At 65.8% G+C, this 17,688-nt stretch carries 19 protein-coding genes; 14 read left to right on the forward strand and 5 right to left on the reverse strand.

Annotated elements, in window-relative coordinates:
• Positions 1–2 precede the first annotated feature (2 nt).
• The 3 genes from ACQPZ2_RS03960 to ACQPZ2_RS03970 are packed head-to-tail and all read left to right on the forward strand — an operon-like array spanning position 3 to position 2,568.
• Positions 3–974, forward strand: a complete 972-nt coding sequence (locus tag ACQPZ2_RS03960) for a bifunctional MaoC family dehydratase N-terminal/OB-fold nucleic acid binding domain-containing protein (protein ID WP_433524337.1) — start codon at positions 3–5, stop codon at positions 972–974.
• Positions 971–1,381, forward strand: a complete 411-nt coding sequence (locus ACQPZ2_RS03965) for a MaoC family dehydratase (protein ID WP_433524338.1) — start codon at positions 971–973, stop codon at positions 1,379–1,381. The genes ACQPZ2_RS03960 and ACQPZ2_RS03965 overlap by 4 nt, the downstream gene beginning before the upstream one ends.
• Entirely contained in the window at positions 1,381–2,568 is a 1,188-nt protein-coding gene (locus ACQPZ2_RS03970; RefSeq protein WP_433524339.1) for a lipid-transfer protein, read from the forward strand. The genes ACQPZ2_RS03965 and ACQPZ2_RS03970 overlap by 1 nt, the downstream gene beginning before the upstream one ends.
• A gap of 76 nt (positions 2,569–2,644) precedes the next feature.
• Here the strand turns inward: ACQPZ2_RS03970 and ACQPZ2_RS03975 are convergent, their stop codons facing one another.
• Together ACQPZ2_RS03975 and ACQPZ2_RS03980 are read right to left on the reverse strand one after the other, a co-directional pair.
• Entirely contained in the window at positions 2,645–3,082 is a 438-nt protein-coding gene (locus tag ACQPZ2_RS03975) for a type II toxin-antitoxin system toxin ribonuclease C26 (RefSeq protein ID WP_433524340.1), read from the reverse strand.
• A complete protein-coding gene (locus ACQPZ2_RS03980) occupies positions 3,079–3,291 on the reverse strand; it encodes a hypothetical protein (RefSeq protein WP_063042736.1) in 213 nt (70 codons plus the stop codon). The genes ACQPZ2_RS03975 and ACQPZ2_RS03980 overlap by 4 nt, the downstream gene beginning before the upstream one ends.
• A 46-nt stretch (positions 3,292–3,337) precedes the next feature.
• Between ACQPZ2_RS03980 and ACQPZ2_RS03985 the strand changes: the two genes are divergently transcribed.
• Complete coding sequence (locus tag ACQPZ2_RS03985; RefSeq protein ID WP_433524341.1) at positions 3,338–3,778, forward strand: NUDIX domain-containing protein; 441 nt, start codon at positions 3,338–3,340, stop codon at positions 3,776–3,778.
• Positions 3,779–3,868: 90 nt separating this feature from the next.
• On the opposite strand, the gene ACQPZ2_RS03990 is transcribed toward ACQPZ2_RS03985, so the two are convergent.
• Positions 3,869–4,471 (reverse strand): TetR/AcrR family transcriptional regulator, encoded by a 603-nt coding sequence (locus tag ACQPZ2_RS03990; protein WP_433524342.1) that lies wholly within the window; start codon positions 4,469–4,471, stop codon positions 3,869–3,871.
• A gap of 40 nt (positions 4,472–4,511) precedes the next feature.
• Between ACQPZ2_RS03990 and zapE the strand changes: the two genes are divergently transcribed.
• From zapE to ACQPZ2_RS04020, 6 genes are all read left to right on the forward strand, one after another.
• Complete coding sequence (zapE, locus tag ACQPZ2_RS03995) at positions 4,512–5,465, forward strand: cell division protein ZapE (protein WP_433524343.1); 954 nt, start codon at positions 4,512–4,514, stop codon at positions 5,463–5,465.
• A gap of 138 nt (positions 5,466–5,603) precedes the next feature.
• A complete protein-coding gene (locus ACQPZ2_RS04000) occupies positions 5,604–6,551 on the forward strand; it encodes a DUF4129 domain-containing protein (RefSeq protein WP_433524344.1) in 948 nt (315 codons plus the stop codon).
• Entirely contained in the window at positions 6,548–7,042 is a 495-nt protein-coding gene (locus ACQPZ2_RS04005) for a hypothetical protein (RefSeq protein ID WP_433524345.1), read from the forward strand. The genes ACQPZ2_RS04000 and ACQPZ2_RS04005 overlap by 4 nt, the downstream gene beginning before the upstream one ends.
• 198 nt (positions 7,043–7,240) lie before the next feature.
• The gene (locus ACQPZ2_RS04010; protein ID WP_063042731.1) at positions 7,241–8,203 is read left to right on the forward strand and encodes an AAA family ATPase; all 963 of its coding nucleotides are present in this window, start codon (positions 7,241–7,243) and stop codon (positions 8,201–8,203) included.
• A gap of 133 nt (positions 8,204–8,336) precedes the next feature.
• Positions 8,337–9,596 (forward strand): DUF58 domain-containing protein, encoded by a 1,260-nt coding sequence (locus ACQPZ2_RS04015; RefSeq protein ID WP_433527319.1) that lies wholly within the window; start codon positions 8,337–8,339, stop codon positions 9,594–9,596.
• Positions 9,593–10,048, forward strand: a complete 456-nt coding sequence (locus ACQPZ2_RS04020) for a hypothetical protein (protein ID WP_433524346.1) — start codon at positions 9,593–9,595, stop codon at positions 10,046–10,048. Before ACQPZ2_RS04015 ends, ACQPZ2_RS04020 begins: the two co-directional genes overlap by 4 nt.
• Positions 10,049–10,381: 333 nt before the next feature.
• On the opposite strand, the gene ACQPZ2_RS04025 is transcribed toward ACQPZ2_RS04020, so the two are convergent.
• Together ACQPZ2_RS04025 and kstD are read right to left on the reverse strand one after the other, a co-directional pair.
• A complete protein-coding gene (locus ACQPZ2_RS04025; RefSeq protein WP_433524347.1) occupies positions 10,382–11,242 on the reverse strand; it encodes a MaoC/PaaZ C-terminal domain-containing protein in 861 nt (286 codons plus the stop codon).
• A gap of 168 nt (positions 11,243–11,410) precedes the next feature.
• The gene (gene kstD, locus ACQPZ2_RS04030; RefSeq protein WP_433524348.1) at positions 11,411–13,135 is read right to left on the reverse strand and encodes a 3-oxosteroid 1-dehydrogenase; all 1,725 of its coding nucleotides are present in this window, start codon (positions 13,133–13,135) and stop codon (positions 11,411–11,413) included.
• 105 nt (positions 13,136–13,240) lie between these two features.
• Between kstD and ACQPZ2_RS04035 the strand changes: the two genes are divergently transcribed.
• Genes ACQPZ2_RS04035 through dmpG form a run of 4 tightly spaced genes read left to right on the forward strand, consistent with a single transcriptional unit; the run spans position 13,241 to position 17,676 of the window.
• Positions 13,241–14,917 carry an FAD-binding protein gene (locus ACQPZ2_RS04035; RefSeq protein WP_433524349.1) on the forward strand — a complete coding sequence of 559 codons (1,677 nt, stop codon included), beginning with the start codon at positions 13,241–13,243 and terminating at the stop codon, positions 14,915–14,917.
• 1 nt (position 14,918) lies between these two features.
• Positions 14,919–15,704, forward strand: coding sequence for a 2-keto-4-pentenoate hydratase (locus tag ACQPZ2_RS04040; RefSeq protein WP_433524350.1), 786 nt, complete (start codon positions 14,919–14,921; stop codon positions 15,702–15,704).
• A 10-nt stretch (positions 15,705–15,714) separates the two neighbouring features.
• Entirely contained in the window at positions 15,715–16,629 is a 915-nt protein-coding gene (locus tag ACQPZ2_RS04045) for an acetaldehyde dehydrogenase (acetylating) (protein WP_040686235.1), read from the forward strand.
• A gap of 12 nt (positions 16,630–16,641) precedes the next feature.
• Entirely contained in the window at positions 16,642–17,676 is a 1,035-nt protein-coding gene (dmpG, locus tag ACQPZ2_RS04050; RefSeq protein WP_433524351.1) for a 4-hydroxy-2-oxovalerate aldolase, read from the forward strand.
• The last annotated feature ends 12 nt before the right edge of the window (positions 17,677–17,688 follow it).

Below are 17,688 nucleotides of genomic sequence, written 5' to 3' on the forward strand. Positions count from 1 at the left end.
CGATGCGCGATACGGACGACGACAAGGAGCCGCGCGTGCCGGAAACCATGACTCCGGAAGCGATTACCGAAGCCGCCGAGAAGATCATCGCGGCGGGTGATTGCGCGCCACGCCTCGGGCGTGACCCGGTGAACCAGCCGATGATCAACAACTGGGTGGAGGCGCTCGGGGATCGGAATCCGATCTACGTCGACGAGGAGGCCGCGCGTGCCGCCGGACATCCCGGCACCGTGGCCCCACCGGCCATGGCACAGGTGTGGACCATGTTCGGGCTCAACGGTTCTCGTCCGGCCGATGATCCGATGGCGCAGGTCACCGACCTGCTCGACAGCGCGGGCTATACCTCCGTGGTCGCGACCGACTGTCAGCAGACCTATCACCGGTATGTGAATGTCGGCGAGCAGATCTCGGTGACCAGCAGGCTTTCCGAGATTCGCGGGCCGAAGAAGACCGCGCTCGGCGATGGCTGGTTCGTCACCTTCCAGACCAGTTGGCACGTCGGTGACGAGGTCATTGCCGAAATGCTGTTCCGGCTGCTCAAATTCGCGCCCGGCACCGGTGCCGCGCCGAAGGCGCCCGCGGGCGAACGGGTCAAACCGCTGGTCTCCTGGGATACCGAATTCTTCTGGGAGGGCACCAAGGTCGGGGAGCTGCGGATCCAGCGGCTGCCGGACGGCACGCTGCGGCATCCGCCGATCCCGGCGCTGTGGCAGGACAAGTCGGAGCAGACCGACTATGTCGTCGCCGCCGGGCGCGGTGAAGTGTTCAGCTACGTCGTGCATCACGCGCCGAAAGTGCCCGGGCGGCAACTGCCTTTCGTGGTCGCGCTGGTCGAATTGGAGGAGGGTGTGCGGATGCTCGGTGAGCTGCGCGGCGTCGATCCGGCCGATGTGAAGATCGGCCTGCCGGTGCAGGTGGAGTTCGAGAAGCTCGACGACGAGGCCGTGCTGCCGGTCTGGCGGGTGATCGCATGACCTACGTCGAACCGGCCACCATCGAGGTCGGCACCGCGCTGCCCGAGTTGGTCATTACCGCCGATCCGACCTTCGTGATCAGTACAGCCTTGGCCACCAGGGACTTTCAGGATGTGCACCACGACAGGGACAAGGCCGTCGCCCGTGGTTCCAAGGACATCTTCGTCAATATCCTCACCGATACCGGGCTGGTGCAGCGCTTCGTCACCGACTGGGCCGGACCGCGCGCCATCGTCAAATCGGTCGCGCTGCGTCTAGGGGTACCGCTGTATGCCGGTGACACGCTGACACTTTCCGGCACCGTCTCCGCGATCCACGGCGACGACATCCATATCGATGTCATCGGCCGCGACAGCCTCGGTGACCACATCACGGCGAAAGCCGTTATCGCACTGCGGAGGCCATGATGACCGCTGACAGCACCACCGGGATTTCCGGCCGCGCCGCCATTGTCGGCATCGGCGCCACCGACTTCTCCAAGGACTCCGGCCGCAGCGAATTGCGTTTGGCCGCCGAGGCGGTCACCGCGGCGCTCGCCGACGCGGGCCTCACTCCCGCCGATGTGGACGGCCTGACCACCTTCACCATGGATACCAATACCCAGGCGGCCGTGGCACGCGCCGTCGGTATCCCACAGCTGAAGTTCTTCAGCCACATCGGATATGGCGGCGGTGCCGCCTGCGCGACCATTCAGCAGGCCGCCATGGCGGTCGCCACCGGCGTCGCCGATGTGGTTGTCGCCTATCGCGCCTTCAACGAGCGTTCGGTATCGCGCTTCGGCCAGTTCTCCACCGCGCTGGCCACCGCCCCGACCTCCTCGGGCATTGATGCGGGCTGGTCGTATCCACAGGGGCTGGGGACACCGGCCGCGCAGGTGGCCATGGTCGCCCGCAGGTATATGCACGTCTACGGCGCGACGAGCGCGGACTTCGGCCGCGTCGCCGTCGCCGACCGCAAACACGCCGCGGTGAACCCGGCCGCCTTCTTCTACGGCAAGCCGATCACCCTGGACGATCACCAGAATTCGCGCTGGATCGCCGAACCGCTGCATCTGCTGGACTGCTGCCAGGAGTCCGACGGTGGTGTCGCGATCGTGGTCACCAGCGTCGAGCGGGCCCGGGACCTGCCGCAGCGTCCGGCCGTAATCGCCGCTGCCGCACAGGGTTCCGGTGCCGACCAATATGTCATGACCAGCTACTACCGTGACGCCCTCACGGGCCTGCCGGAGATGGGTCTGGTCGGCGATCAGCTCTGGGAGCAGAGTGGTTTGGGTCCGGAGGATATGCAAGCAGCCATCCTCTACGACCACTTCACTCCGTTCGTCCTCATGCAGCTGGAGGAACTCGGCTTCTGCGGACGCGGTGAGGCAAAGGATTTCATTGCCGACGGCGCGATCGAAGTCGGTGGCCGCCTACCGCTGAACACCCACGGCGGACAGCTGGGCGAGGCCTATATCCACGGCATGAACGGGATTGCCGAGGCGGTGCGGCAGATCCGCGGCACCTCCGTCAACCCGGTGGCGAACCTGGAGCACATCTTGGTCACCGCGGGCACGGGCGTCCCGACCTCGGGGTTGGTACTCAGCGCGAACTGAGCGGATCTCGGCATTCGCCGAGATCCGTCCGTCGTATGATCGGGTCGAAGAGTGGATGCCGAATTCCGAGACCTGATCAGTTGGCGTCGTAGGGGAGCAGAGTGAATTGGTCAGCACCCCAGAGCGGGCGGAGTTGGCGAAAGTGCCGCTGGTCCAGGGTCACAACCGCGGTGGTGCGGTAACGGTCTGCTAGTACGACATTCGACGCGTCGGCGATTCCGATGTAATCCTTCGGCCCGTTGAATTGACGTGTGATTGCCACCGCGACGGCGTGGTCCTCGGCGGTCCACTCGGCCAGCTCATAAGCGCCTGTCACGACATCCTGGCCGAAGGCGCGGGCAGCATCGGCTCCAAGCCGCGACGACAGCATGTAGTCGGCTTCGGCGACGATGAATGGCGATACAACCAGCAGGTCGACGGCCTCGCCAAGGATGTGTGCGATGGCTGGATGCTCCGGATACGCCTCGTCGAATGAGGCCAGAATGGCACTTGTGTCAATGATAAGTGCGGTCACTCGCCGAAGCCTCGGGCCAGCTCCTCGTCGATCTCTTCAGCGTTGAGTGGCCGGTCGCTGCGGTAGCCGCCGATCGTTGGGCGAGGTTTTTTCGCGCTCTCGTCGATCAGTCGGTCGATTTGCTGTGCAAGCGTCAATCCGTGGGCGGCCGCTAGCCGGTGCAGCCGGTCGCGGGTTGCCTTCGGCACCTTGATGGTTGTAGCGGTCATACCGATTAGTATACCGAGCGACACGCGCAAGCAGGGGAGGAGCCTGATGGCCGAGCGTCATCTTGTCGACGTGCATATTCTGCTCGTCTGCGACGGTGAGCTGTTGCTCAGCAGGCGGCGCAGTCCGGACGAGTTCGACGGTCTGTGGCATCTGCCTGCGGGGAAGCTGGAGTCCGGCGAGTCCGCGACCGCTGCTGCCGCGCGTGAGGCGGGAGAGGAGATCGGGGTCGTCATAGACCCCGCGGAGCTGCGCCTGATTCATACCGCACACGTGACCAGCTCCGGGCGGGAAGCCCGGCTCGGGCTGTTCTTCCATGCGCTGCGCTGGGCGGGTGAGCCGGTGAATCGCGAGCCGGACAAGAGCTATGGGCTGCGCTGGTTTTCGCTCGAAGCGTTGCCCGAAGAGTCGCTGATTCGCTATTCCGCAACCGGAATCCGTGGTTTCACGAGTGGCACGCCCTATAGCGAGTTGGGCTGGACGAGGTAGCTCCGGGATCGACGGGGTGTCAGTTGGCGGGATAGCCCGGGTTCGCAACGGGCACGCCCTTATAGCGACTCGGCGTAGTAGCCCTGGGGACTACGGGGTGAGTTGGCGGGACAGCACAGCTGCGAGCTGGTCGACGCTGTCTCGGGTGCCTGCCGGAACATAGGCCCGCGCGCCGGCGAATCTATCGAACACCGCGCCTTCGAGTACCGCGATGAAGTCGGCGGCGGCCGCATCGGGATCGGGAAAACCCAGGGCGTGGAATAGTTCTCGCGCCCGCTCGGTCGAGAAAAGGCTGTGTGTCAGCCGCCGGTGCAATTGCGGGTCGCCGAGCAGATCGATGATCAGCGCATGCCGGACGATCAGGTGATTGCGACGGTCGACGAGTAAGCGGTCGAGCCAGGTGGCTATGGCCTTCGCGATGTCATCGGGCTCGAGGGATGGTGACGGGGTGAGCTCGGCGGCGGCGAAGTCGTCGCGGGAGCGGGTGGTGATCCGGTCCGCGATCGCCTCGATGAGCGCGCGTTTGGTGCGGAAGTAATAGGAGGCCGAGCCGCCGGGCAGCTCGAGAGCGGTATCGAGGGCGCGGTGGGTGAGCGCTCGAATGCCCTGGCTGGCAATCACATCGATGGCGGCGTCGACGAGTGCCGCGCGTCGGTCGGTTGTGGACATCATCACCTTCTCTGGCGGCCGCATCTGCCGATCCTCTACAACTGTAGAGGATCAGGAGGATGTCATGGCAGACAACGTCACGCTGGATACCGATCAGCTCCGGGCGCGCGCACGCCTGCTCGGACTGCTCGACCGGCACGGCAGGCCGATGAAGCGGCACCGCGGCGTCTACCTGCACGGCAGACCCGGTCGCGGCAAAACCATGCTGATGGACGACTTCTTCGCGGGCATAGCGTCGAACCGTAAGCGCCGCTTCCACTTCCACAACTTTTTCGCCCAATTGCACACCGCGGCACACGAATCGGGCTCCATCGACAAGGCCATCGACAACCTGCTCGATCATGCCGAACTGGTCTGCTTCGACGAATTCCACGTGCACGATATCGGCGATGCCATGCTGATCGCCCGCATGCTGGACGCCCTATTCGCGCGCCGCATCGTCCTGGTGGTGACCTCGAATTACCCGCCGGAGCAGCTGCTGCCCAACCCGCTGTTCCACGACCGCTTCCTGCCGGCCATCGCGCGCATCCGCGCGCATCTGGATATCGTCTCGGTCGACGGCCCACTCGACTACCGCACCCGCGCCGCGCACAGCGGCACTGGCTTCGCGTCCGGTTGTTACCGCATCGACGATGCGAGAGATGCCGACTCCGCAGAGGTTGTTGTTTCGGGTGCCCGCGAGATCCGGGCCGACGCCGTCGACGGCTCCGCCATCACTTTCGACTTCACCGCCCTGTGCGGCACCGCCACCGCCGCCTCGGACTACGTCGAACTCGCACAGCGCTTTCACCGATGGACCTTGCGCAACGTCCCACCCTTGCGCGAGGTCCCGTCCGACTGGGCGATGCGCTTCACCAATCTGGTCGACGTGCTCTACGACGCCGATCTCGAACTCACCCTCGAGGCGCGCACCGCACTATCCGACCTGGTGGCAGACGTTCCCACCGTCCCCGATCTGGCACGGACCGCAAGCCGCCTGAGCGAACTCCGTCAGCCCGAATCCATCGGGCTCCGCTAGCTGCGCACCCACTCGAGTGCACTGCCGGTTACGGATAAAAAAGGAGCCGATCCTAAGTATTCGATTCACTCCCGAGCGGACCACTCGGCATGTAACTATGTGCCTGTTCAGAGCTGTACTCAGATGTGGTGGTAGCAAGTGGCCAGGGCGGGAGCGCCGATATCGCGCGTGATCGTGCTGATCACGCTACTGGCGTGTGCCGCGATAGCGCTGCGCGGCCATATTCCCGGGGCCCATGATTCCGGCGATCACCGCACGGTGCCATCGGCGATTTCGGTGGTATTGATGCCGGTACTGCTCACGGTATCGGTCGTGATCCTGATCGCCGGGGTGATCGCCAGCCAGCACCGACTGCCGCTGGCCATGCCGGAGGTGGATCGTGATTCCGAGCGCAGACATGGACTGCTCGGCCGCACCGGCCTACTGGTGCTGGCCGCGCTGGCGGTCGTTTCCTTGATCGTCGCGGCGGCGTCGGCGGTCTTCTTCGTCGGATTCGGCCGCGAGGGTGAGCCGACGCCGTCATCGGGGCCGCGCGGTACCACCACCCGCACCCCGCAGGAAGCGGTCACCGCCCCCGCGACCCCCGACGGCGCGCCCACCCAGCACCTCACCGGGACGGCACTACTGGTGGCCATTGTCGCTGCCGCCGTGCTGGTCGGCGGGGCATTGATCGGGCTGATCGTGGTCGCGGTGGCGGGGCAGCGCAAGCCGCGTGTGGTGCCGGTTCCGGTACCGCCGGCCGCGCCGACGGTCGCGGGTTCGCTGGCCAGGGCGGCCGAGATGGGTCTGGCCGCCATGAATGTGCCCGGCCAGGATCCGCGCGAGGCCATCATCGCCTGTTACGTCGCGATGGAACGTGGGCTGTCTTTCGATCGCGCGGCCGCGCCACTTGCATCGGATACCCCGATGGAGGTGCTGGCCCGCGCCTTCGAGCGCGGTGCACTGCACGACGCGTCGGCCAGGGAATTGGTCGCGCTCTTCGAAGAGGCCAGGTTCAGTCCGCATTCGATGCTGGAGTGGCAGCGGATGCGGGCCGAACAACTGCTGCGCATCGTGCTGGCCGATCTGCAAGGGGAGATGGTATGAACCGCGCGATCGTGATCGGTGCGCTGATCCTCATCGTGCTGATCGAGCTCATCACCCTCGGCAAGGCCCGTGGTGCGTTGCTCATCGCCGCCGGAGTTCCGGTGGCGCTGGCCATGATTCAGCTCATCTGGTCGTTGACCGGCCGTTCGGCCATCAAAACCGATACCGGATCCGACGATATCGACAACGGTCCCGCCGAGATGCTGCGGCACTGGCATGCCAGAGCGGAGATGCTCGCCGATCGCGCGGACGGCACCAGAGCCGACTGGGATCGGCATCTGCGTCCGCTGCTGGCCAAGGAGTTCGAGTTGTCCACCGGCCTGCGGGTCGCCAAGAACCGCAAGGCGACCGAGGCCGCCGGAATTTTGCAGTTCGGCCCGGAACTGTGGCGCTGGGTCGATCCGGCCAACTCGGCACTGCGGGATCAGACGACTCCCGCACCGGGGCGGGCGGCGCTGGACGAAATCCTGCGCTGCTTGCAAAAGATGTAATCGACCCGGCATGAGCGAACGAAGTGAGCGAATCATGACACAGCGCGCAACGCGCATGCCGGAGCCGAGCGCCAGCGAGGCGCAGGCATGAGCGGTCAGGCCCGGAGGAGGCAGCTTGCGTAACCATGTAGGGCCCCGCTCCTGCCAAATTGAATACCGTCGTAGGAGAATGGGTTTGAGGCAAGTGCGAGTAGACATATGACGATGCCGATGGACACGACCATCCAGCGCAGCGAGGCGGTGCTCCGGGAACTGTCCCGGGTGATCGTCGGCAAGCGGGATGAGTTGCAGCTGATCATGATCGCCGTACTTGCCGGCGGTCACATCCTGATCGAGGATCTGCCCGGCCTCGGCAAGACGCTCATCGCCAGGTCCTTCGCCGCCGCGCTCGGCCTGGACTTCACCCGCGTGCAATTCACGCCCGACCTGCTGCCCGCCGATCTGCTCGGCTCCACCATCTACGACATGTCCACGGGCCGGTTCAATTTCCGGCGCGGACCGGTCTTCACCAATGTGCTGCTGGCCGACGAGATCAACCGCACCCCACCGAAGACCCAGGCCGCGCTGCTGGAGGCGATGGCCGAGGGCCAGGTCAGCATCGACGGCGAAACCTTCCCGCTGCCACAGCCTTTCATCGTGCTCGCCACGGATAATCCGATCGAATACGAGGGCACCTATCCGCTGCCGGAGGCGCAGCTGGACCGGTTCGCCATGCAGCTGCGGCTGGGCTATCTGTCCGAGAACGACGAACGCCAGATGATCCGCCGCCGCTTGGAGCGCGGTTCGGCGACACCGCAGGTGGTGCAGGTGGTCGATGCGAACGGCCTGTTGGAGATGCGCCAGTCCGTCGAATTCGTCACGGTGCATCCGGACGTGGTCAGCTACGTGGTCGCGCTGGCCGGTGCGACGCGTGCGCATCCGCAGGTCGAGGTGGGTGCGAGTCCGCGCGCCGAACTCGATCTGGTGCAGATGTCGCGGGCCCGTGCGCTGCTGCTCGGGCGCGACTATGTGATTCCGGAAGACGTCAAGGCGCTGGCCGTTCCGGCCATGGCGCACCGGATCACCTTGCGGCCCGAGATGTGGGTGCGCCGGATCCGCGGCGAGGACGTGATCACCGAATTGCTGCGCCGTCTGCCGGTTCCGCGCGCGTCGGTGACATGATCCGGCGGGAAAGGGCATGACCCAGCCGGATTCCACCGCCCCCGTCATCCAAGGGATCGCGGCGGCCAATGCCATGGCGGCGCGACCACCGACCAGGGACGAGCCGATGGCGGGCGGGGCGCGGCATCGGGATATGAGTGCCGCCGTCGAGGCCGAATTGCGCTGGCGTCCAGCGCCGTTGGTGTTCATGCTGGCGGTGAGCGCGGCGGTGGCGCTGCTACTCGCGGTGGTGCTCGGTCGCTGGCAACTGGTCGTCTTCGCGGCTCCACTGCTCGGTGTGCTGGCGACCGCGCCGTGGCAGCAGTCCAGGACCCGGATCCAGGTGGACGGCGGCGGCACGCTGCGGTGCTTCGAGACGGAGGAGATCGTCACGACGATCGGCGCCTTCGTAGAATCGGGTCACGCGTTGCTTCGGTTGAAGCCGGAGAAGTTCGCGGGACTCGGGATCGACATCGAGGAGGCGATCGATTCCGGGACGGCGCCCGCCGGGCTGCGGTTGGCTCTGACGGCGGACCGCTGGGGTCGCTATCCGCTGTCGGTGCGGGTCACCGCGCTGAGCCCGGCGGGGCTGTCCGTGGCCTCCGCGGTGCTGCCCGCGGGACAACTGTTCGTCTACCCGATCACCGACCCGCAGCGAATGAAGTTGCCGCGCACCGAACTTCCCGAACGGCTCGGCACTCACCTGACCCGCAAGCACGGTCCGGGCGTGGAGTACGCCGATATCCGTGCCTACGCGCCCGGCGATCAGCTCCGCATCGTGAACTGGCCGGTGAGTGCGCGGCGCGGGCGACTATATGTCACCGAGCGGCTGACCAACCGGTCCGCGGATGTGGTTGTGCTGGTTGACACTTCGCAGCAGGCGCCGGGCCCGGCCACCGATTCGCTCGAGCTGTCGGTGCGCGGTGCGGCGCAGGTGGTGCAGTCGACGCTGCAGGCCGGTGACCGGACCGCGGTGGTCTGCCTCGGCCAGTCCCCGCGCTGGCTGCGCCCGGATATCGGGCGGCGGCAGTTCTATCGGATCGTGGATACCGTGCTCGATGTCGGCGATGAGCACATCCCGACCACCGGCACCTTGGCGCCGCATGCGGCCGTGCCGCTCGGTGCGATCATCGTCGCTTTCACCACCCTGCTGGACACTCAGTTCGCGCTCGCGCTGATCGATCTGCGCAAGCGCGGACATGTGGTGGTGGTGGTCGATGTCCTGCGCGGCACACCTTTCCACGAGCATCTCGATCCGACCCTGGCGCGGATGTGGAATCTGGAGCGCGCCTCGATGTATCGGGATATGGGAACCGTCGGCGTCGATATCGTGGCCTGGACCGAAGACGCCCGACTGGATCAGGTCATGCGATTGATCCCGGACCATCGCCGAACCGTAAGGGTGCGCCGATGATTCGATTCCTCGCCGTTCTGTCCGGGGTGCTACTGGTGACCTCGGTGACCTTGATGACGCCATGGGCCGGGATTCCGGCGGCGGCGCTGGTGGTGGCGGGCTGGTGGTTCCGGCTCCCCGCGGTCGGCGCGGTGCTCCTCGCGATCGGGGTGCTCGCCGTGGCTGATACGGGTGTACTGGCCGCTGCCGCAGCAGGTTTGGTGGCTACGGCTTATCTGCTGAATACCGCGACGGTGTCCGCGCCGGTTGGCGTTGTCCCGACCACGGTCCCATCCGTCACCGGCGCGGTGGCATTTTCTGCGGTAGCTGTCGGCGCGGCGCTGCTCCCGTTGCGCTTGGCCTGGGTCCCGATCGCCGCCCCGATCCTGGTGATCCTGCTGTACGCCTTGGTCATTCAGGGCGTCGCAATCAAACGAGCACGCAACGATGAGACCGCGACCGCGCGCAGTTGAGGTCATGCTGGAATCCCGCAGCCTAGGCTTACCCCGCACCGAGGCTTCCCTGTGCCTCGAGAATGCATTCGTGGAGGGGCTTTCGCCTTGGCCGCAACTCGTCGCAATCAAACGGGCACGCGACGACGGGGCCGCGCGCGTGCCCAGTTGAGGTCATAGTCGCATCCTGCGACCTAGGCACCGAGGCTCCTAAGCCTCGAGGATGTGGTTGGGGTTGAAGTGGCCGACGCAATGCTGCCCGCCCAGGCCTCCCTTTGTCCCGAAAATGTACTGGTGGAGGGGTGCTCTCGGGCGTTTGCCTCCACCAGTACATCGTGATCAGACGTCCAGTGCTCAGGTGAAGCGGAGGCTGACGTCGGCGAGGACGGGGGCGTCGGCGCGGTCGGCGACGGTGGCGCTGATGATGAGTTCGGCGTCCGTGCGCCAGATTCGGGTGCGGATGGTTTCGCCGGGGTAGAGGACGCCCGCGAAGCGGGCGCGGAAGCCGGTGACGCGGCTGGCGTCCGAATCGAGCACGGTGTCGGTGGCGGTTTTGCAGACGATGCCGTAGGTGCACAGGCCGTGCAGGATCGGGGCGGGGAAGCCTGCGGCGCGGGCGAATTCGGGATCCGAGTGCAGGGGGTTGCGGTCGCCGCACATGCGGTAGAGCAGGGCCTGCTGGGGGAGGGTCGGGGTGGTGACGTCGAAATCCGGGGCGCGGTCGGGGAGTTCGGCCTTGGTGCTCGGGCCGCGTTCGCCGCCGAAGCCGCCCTCACCCTTGGCGAAGATGGATGAGCGTGCGGTCCACAGCGGTGCGCCGTCGGAACCGGTGATCGTATGCTCCTGCACCACGACGGCGGCGGAGCCTTTATCCCAGAGTTCGGTGATGCGCCTGGTGATGGTCGCCTTGCCCGCGGCCGGAATCGGGCGGTGCACTTCGATTTCCTGGTGGCCGTGCACGACCTTCGCCAGATCGATGTCGATGCCGGGGAACTGCACCTTCGGTGGCTCGGTGTCGTGGAAGGTAGGTGCCACGGTCGCGAAGGTCGGCAGTACCTGCGGATCGCGGTCGTCGACGTAGCGTAGTTCGGCCGGATCCGACCAGCGTGTGCCAGCCCCGAGGCCCAGGTGGTAGAGCTGCACTTCGGATGGCGTCCAAGTGAACTCCCCGCTCGGCAGTTCCGCGCCGAGCGCGATTTTCGGGTCGATGGGCATCGAGTTCTCCCTTGTGAATGCTTGTGGACAGATCACCTGCGGCATGCGGGCGACCCGTCGTGGGCGTATCCCAGCGATCCGAGGCCCTTGTGGCAATTGCCTCGGATCGATCGTGCGGTGGCCGGGCCGCGACGGGCAAGGTGGCGTCCGCTCCGTGGGACGCCACGCCTATGCCTCGGCGGTGGCCTTGGCCGACTGCTGCTTCTTGCGCTCGGCGATATCCAATACCGCCAGGTAGCCGAAAGTGATCGCGGGGCCGATGGTCGCGCCGGGGCCCGCGTACGTATGACCCATGACGGGGGTCGCGCTATTGCCGGAGGCGTACAGACCCTCGATCACGGTGCCGTCCTCGCGCAGGACCCGCCCGGCGGTGTCGGCGACCAGGCCGCCCTTGGTGCCGAGGTCGCCCGGCACGATCTTGGCCGCGTAGAACGGACCCTGCACGAGCCCGGCAAGGCACGGGTTCGGCTTCACCGTCGGATCGCCGTAGTACCGGTCGTAGTGGCTGTTGCCGCGGCCGAAATCCTCGTCCTTACCAGTCTCGGCGAACTTGTTGAACCGCTCGACGGTCGACGTCAGATTCTCGGTGGGCACGCCGATCCTGCTGGCCAACTCCGCGAGGCTATCGGCCTTGACAATCAGGTCGTTTTCCATCCAGCGGGACGGAAACCGCTGACCAGGCTGCAGTCCGGCGAAGATGTAGCGGTTCCGGTAGCGCTGGTCGAACACCAACCATGCGGGGATGTTCTCGCCCGGACCCTCACCCTGCCCGTATTCGCCGCCGTACATGGTGTGCACAGCCTCGACGTAAGGAGCGGACTCATTTCCGAATCGCTTACCGTCGGCGTTGACCATGATGGTGCCGGGCAGATTCCGCTCGGCCAGCGCGAACCACGGCTTTCCGCCCTTGAAGATGGTCGGCCCCCACCAGGAATCCTCCATGAAGTCGACCGCGCCGCCGGCTTCCATCCCGGCATTGATGCCGTCGCCGGTATTGGCGGCCGCGCCCGTGGTCCACTCGGTGGTGATGGGCTGGCGCTGGTACTTGGTGCGCATTTCGGCGTTGTGCTCGAAACCGCCGCTGGCGAGCACCACACCGTATTTGGCGGTGAACCGCACGGTCTCGCCGTTGTGCTCGGCCTCGACGCCGGTGACCACGCCGTTCTCCACGACAAGTTCGGTCAGTGGAGTGTTCAGCAGCAGCGGCACATTCGCGTCGATGAGGCCCTTGCGCATGGCGGCGATAATCGCCTGTCCCATGCCGAGGATGTGCTTGCCGGTCCACTTGGCGAAGTAGGTGCGGGCGCCGACCCGCATGGCCCGCATGATGCCCTTGGGATGGCGACGGATCAGGTTGAGCCGGACGAAGTCGGCCTGCATGACGACGACATTGAGCGGGGCCTTGGCATACGGGGGCTCGAGGTTGAACCGCTCTTCACCGAGGATCTTGGCATTGAACGGCGCGGGCTCGCACGAGCGCCCCTGGCCGAGGCCGCCCGGGGCCTCCGGGTAGTAGTCGGAGTAGCCGGGCACCCACTTCATCTTCAGCGGGGTGTGGTCGAGGACGAAGTCGAAGGCCTCCGCGCCACGGTCGATGTAGGTGTCGATCCGGTCCTTGGGCACCACGTCGCCGATGATGCTGTGCAGGTAGGTGCGGGCGTCCTCGCGATCGTCGGGACGACCGGAGGCCTTCAGTGCCTTGTTGCCGGGGATCCACACGCCACCCCCGGAGCGTGCGGTCGAACCGCCGTAATGCGCGGCTTTTTCAATGATCACCGCACTCAGCCCATGGTGGGCCGCCGCGAGGGCGGCAGTCATTCCGGCAGCACCGCTGCCGACCACCACCACATCGTAGCTGCGCGGATCGTTAACCGGATCAGTCATGTAGAACACGTTATAGAATGGGACCGCATTTGGTCTATGTTGAGTGGCAGAAGACGCACTCGACGTTCCATTCGTCGAGAAAACTTGTTTCAGTTTCTGACCGGAGTGATGTACATGGGCGGTGTTGTTTCGAGCGACCTGCGAGCAGTCGCCAGCGGCGAATGGGACCTGACCGCCGACGTTGTCGTCGTCGGCTACGGCGCGGCGGGGGCCGCGGCCGCGCTGGAAGCGACCGAGTCGGGTGCGCAGGTGCTGGTGCTGGAGCGTTTCGCCGGTGGCGGGGCGTCGGCATTGTCCGGCGGCATCATCTACGCGGGCGGCGGCACCTCCGTGCAGCACGAGGCCGGGGTGCGCGATACGCCCGAGCAGATGCTGGCCTATCTCGAGCGTGAGGTCGGCACGGCGGTCACGCCCGAGACGCTGCGGCGGTTCGTGGACGAGAGTCCGGCGCTGATCGAATGGCTGAAGGGACACGGTGTGCCGTTCGAGGCGTCGCTGTGTCCGTACAAGACGTCGTATCCGAACGACAGCTACTACCTCTACTACTCCGGCAGTGAGGTCTCCGGTTACGGCCGCGAGGTCGCGACGCCCGCGCAGCGCGGTCACCGGGTCAAGGGCAAGGGCACGTCCGGCAAGAAGCTCACCGGTCCGCTGGCCGCCTCGGCGTCGCGACGCGGGGTTCGGGTCGAAACCCTCACGCAGGCAACGCGATTGATCACCGATGACAACGGCACCGTGATCGGCGTCGAATGCGAGTCACTGCGCGACGCCCCTGGGCGGGTCCGGGATCGCTACACCCGCATAGCGAAAATCGCCGCCAAGCCGGGCATCTACTATCCGCCGCTGCGCAAGGCGATGGAGCGCCAGCTCGCGAAGCTCGATCGCAGGTACCGCACGAGAATTCGGATTCAGGCCCGTCGCGGTGTGGTGCTCAGCGCGGGCGGATTCATCGCGAATCGGGAGATGCTGCGGGAGTACGGGCCGCAATACCGCGGCGGACTCGCGCTGGGCACCACCGGTGATGACGGCAGCGGCATCCGGATGGCCGAGCAGGTCGGTGCGGCGACGGACCGGATGGGCAATGTCTCGGCGTGGCGATTCATCTTGCCGCCCAGTGCATTTACCGGTTCCGTGCTGGTCGATGCGGAAGGTCGCCGGGTCATCGATGAGACCCGCTACGGTGCCGCGGTCGGCCACGCACTGATCACCGAACACGGCGGTAAGGGCTGGCTGCTCGCCGACGACGGACTCATGCGCACCGCGATCTCACAGATTCGGACGCAGTCGGCCTGGTTCCAGCGCGGGCAGTTCGAGGCCATGCGGCGCAATGCCGTGCGCGGCGAAACTCTGGACGCCGTCGCGGCGAAGGCCGGTATCAATGCCGACGGATTGCGTGCCACCGTCGCCGAGCACAATGCCGCGATCGCGAACGGTGCGCCCGATCCGGTCGGCAAGCCCGCCGAGTTCACCAAAACGGTGGGGGCCGGGCCGTTCTGGTTGTTGGATGTGGGTATCAAACCGAGCGTCGTCAATCCGTGCCCGATGCTCACCCTCGGCGGAGTCGTCGTCGATGAGGACACCGGGGCGGTGAAATCCACTGCCGGAACCGATATTCCCGGCCTGTACGCGGCCGGCCGGACGGCGGTCGGTATCTGCTCGGACTCCTATGTCAGTGGATTGTCCCTGGCCGACTGCATTTTCTCCGGTCGGCGTGCGGGCAGATTCGTGGCAGGCGCCGAAGTGCTTTCGCGGGCAGCGGTGCCCGAAGCGACAACAGTGGAAGGAAACTAGCGTGCTGTCCGACGCGGTACGAATCGAATTGGCCGATGAACTCGAGGCCGCCGAACGCGATCGGGTCGGCATCGACCCGCTCATCGCCAGGCATCCGGATATCGATGTCGTCGACGCCTACGAGATCCAGCTGATCAATATCCGGCGCAAACTCGACAACGGCGCGAAGGTGGTCGGGCACAAGGTCGGACTTTCGTCGCTGGCCATGCAGCAGATGATGGGTGTGGACGAACCCGATTACGGTCATCTGCTCGCGGATATGGAGGTCTTCGAGGATGTTCCGGTCGAGACCTCGCGCTATCTGATTCCGCGAGTCGAGGTCGAGGTCGGATTCGTGCTCGGCGCGGATCTGCCCGGCGAAGAATGCACCGAGGCCGATGTGCTCGCAGCGACGGTCGCCTGCGCGCCGTCCATCGAGCTGATCGATTCGCGGATCAAAGATTGGCAGATCGGGCTGGCCGACACCATTTCCGATAACGCGTCCTCGGCCGGTTTCGTGCTGGGTGCGGCGCGGGTCGCGCCGAAAGACCTGGATATCAAGGCCATCGACGCCGTGCTCACCCGTAATGGTGAGGTGGTCGCGGAGGGGCGCAGCGATGCGGTGCTCGGCGATCCGGTGATCGCGGTGGCCTGGTTGGCGCGCAAGGTCGCCAGTTTCGGGGTGCGGTTGAAGGCGGGCGACATTGTGCTGCCCGGCTCCTGCACTCGCGCCATCGATGCCCGCGCGGGCGATTCGTTCCACGCCGAGTTCGCCGGACTCGGTTCTGTCCGTTTGCAATTCAAATAGGAGGCTTGCCGTGTCCGAAACGGGGACCGTCACCGCCGCGATCGTCGGATCCGGCAATATCAGCACCGATCTGCTGTACAAACTGCTGCGCTCCACCACGGTGGAACCGAAGTGGATGATCGGAATCGACCCGGAGAGCGAGGGTTTGAAGCGCGCCCGCGGGCTCGGGCTGGAAACCTCGCACGAGGGCGTGGACTGGTTGCTCGCGCAGTCGGAACTGCCGGATCTGGTATTCGAGGCGACCTCGGCATATGTACATCGAGCGGCCGCTCCGAAATACGCCGAGGCCGGAATTCGCGCGGTCGATCTCACGCCCGCCGCGGTCGGGCCCGCCGTGGTGCCGCCGGTGAATCTGGTCGGCGCGAATCTCGATGCGCCGAACGTCAATATGATCACCTGCGGTGGTCAGGCCACCATTCCGATCGTCGCGGCGGTATCGCGGGTGGTGCCGGTGGTCTACGCCGAAATCGTCGCCTCGGTGTCGTCGGTGTCCGCCGGACCGGGCACCCGCGCCAATATCGATGAGTTCACCAAGACCACCTCGCGTGGTGTGGAGACTATCGGCGGTGCACAGCGCGGCAAGGCCATCATCATTCTGAACCCGGCCGAACCGCCGATGATCATGCGCGACACCATTTTCTGCGCGATTCCCGAGGACGCCGATACCGATGCGATCGCGGATTCCATCCATCGGATGGTCGCCGATATCCAGAAGTACGTGCCCGGCTACCGGCTGCTGAACGAGCCGCAATTCGACCCGCCGTCGGTGGTTTCCGGTGGGATGGCGAAGGTTTCGGTGTTCGTGGAGGTCGAGGGCGCCGGCGATTTCCTGCCGCCCTACGCGGGCAACCTCGACATCATGACCGCGGCCGCCACCCAGGTGGGCGAGGTCATGGCGAAGCAGATTCTGTCGGCCCGGGTGTAAAGGAGCTCAACCATGGCATATTCCGCAGAACTCGACATCCGCGTCACCGACACGTCGCTGCGTGACGGTTCGCACCACAAGCGCCACCAGTTCACCGCCGACGACGTGCGCAATATCGTGACCGCGCTGGACGGCTCCGGTGTGCCGGTCATCGAGGTGACGCACGGCGACGGCCTCGGCGGCTCGTCGTTCAACTACGGCTTCTCGCGCACTCCCGAGCAGGAGCTGGTCAAGATCGCCGCGGAGACGGCGAAGCGGGCCAAGATCGCGGTGCTCATGCTGCCCGGCGTCGGCGTCAAAGAGGACATCAAGGTCTCCCAGGACAACGGCGCATCGATCTGCCGCATCGCCACGCACTGCACCGAGGCGGACGTATCGATCCAGCACTTCGGTCTCGCGCGGGAACTGGGGCTGGAAACCGTCGGCTTCCTGATGATGTCGCACACCCAGCCGCCGGAGGCGCTCGCCAAGCAGGCACGCATCATGGCCGATGCCGGATGCCAGTGCGTCTACGTGGTGGACTCCGCGGGTGCGCTTGTGCTCGAACAGGTTTCGGACCGGGTCGCGGCGCTGGTCGCCGAACTCGGCGATGACGCCCAGGTCGGCTTCCACGGGCACGAGAACCTGGATCTGGCGGTTGCCAACTCGATCTATGCGGTTCGCGCCGGTGCGAAGCAAATCGACGGCAGCGCGCGGCGATTCGGCGCGGGTGCGGGCAATACGCCCGTCGAGGCGTTCGTCGGTGTCTGCGACAAGCTCGGTATCAAGACCGGTATCGATTTCTTCGCGATCGCCGATGCGGCCGAAGATGTGGTGCGGCCGGTCATGCCGCAGGAATGCCTGCTGGATCGCCAGTCTCTGATGATGGGTTATGCGGGCGTGTATTCCAGCTTCCTGAAGCATGCCGAGCGTCAGGCCGAGCGCTATGGGGTTTCGGCTGCCGAAATGTTGGTGCGTGCGGGTAAGCGCAAGTTGGTCGGTGGCCAGGAGGACCAGTTGATCGATATCGCGCTCGAACTTCAGCGTGAGGCGTCTGTCTCTGCCTGATCCCTCTGCGAA

It is taken from the genome of Nocardia pseudovaccinii, assembly GCF_050942345.1.
Taxonomy (GTDB): domain Bacteria; phylum Actinomycetota; class Actinomycetes; order Mycobacteriales; family Mycobacteriaceae; genus Nocardia; species Nocardia pseudovaccinii.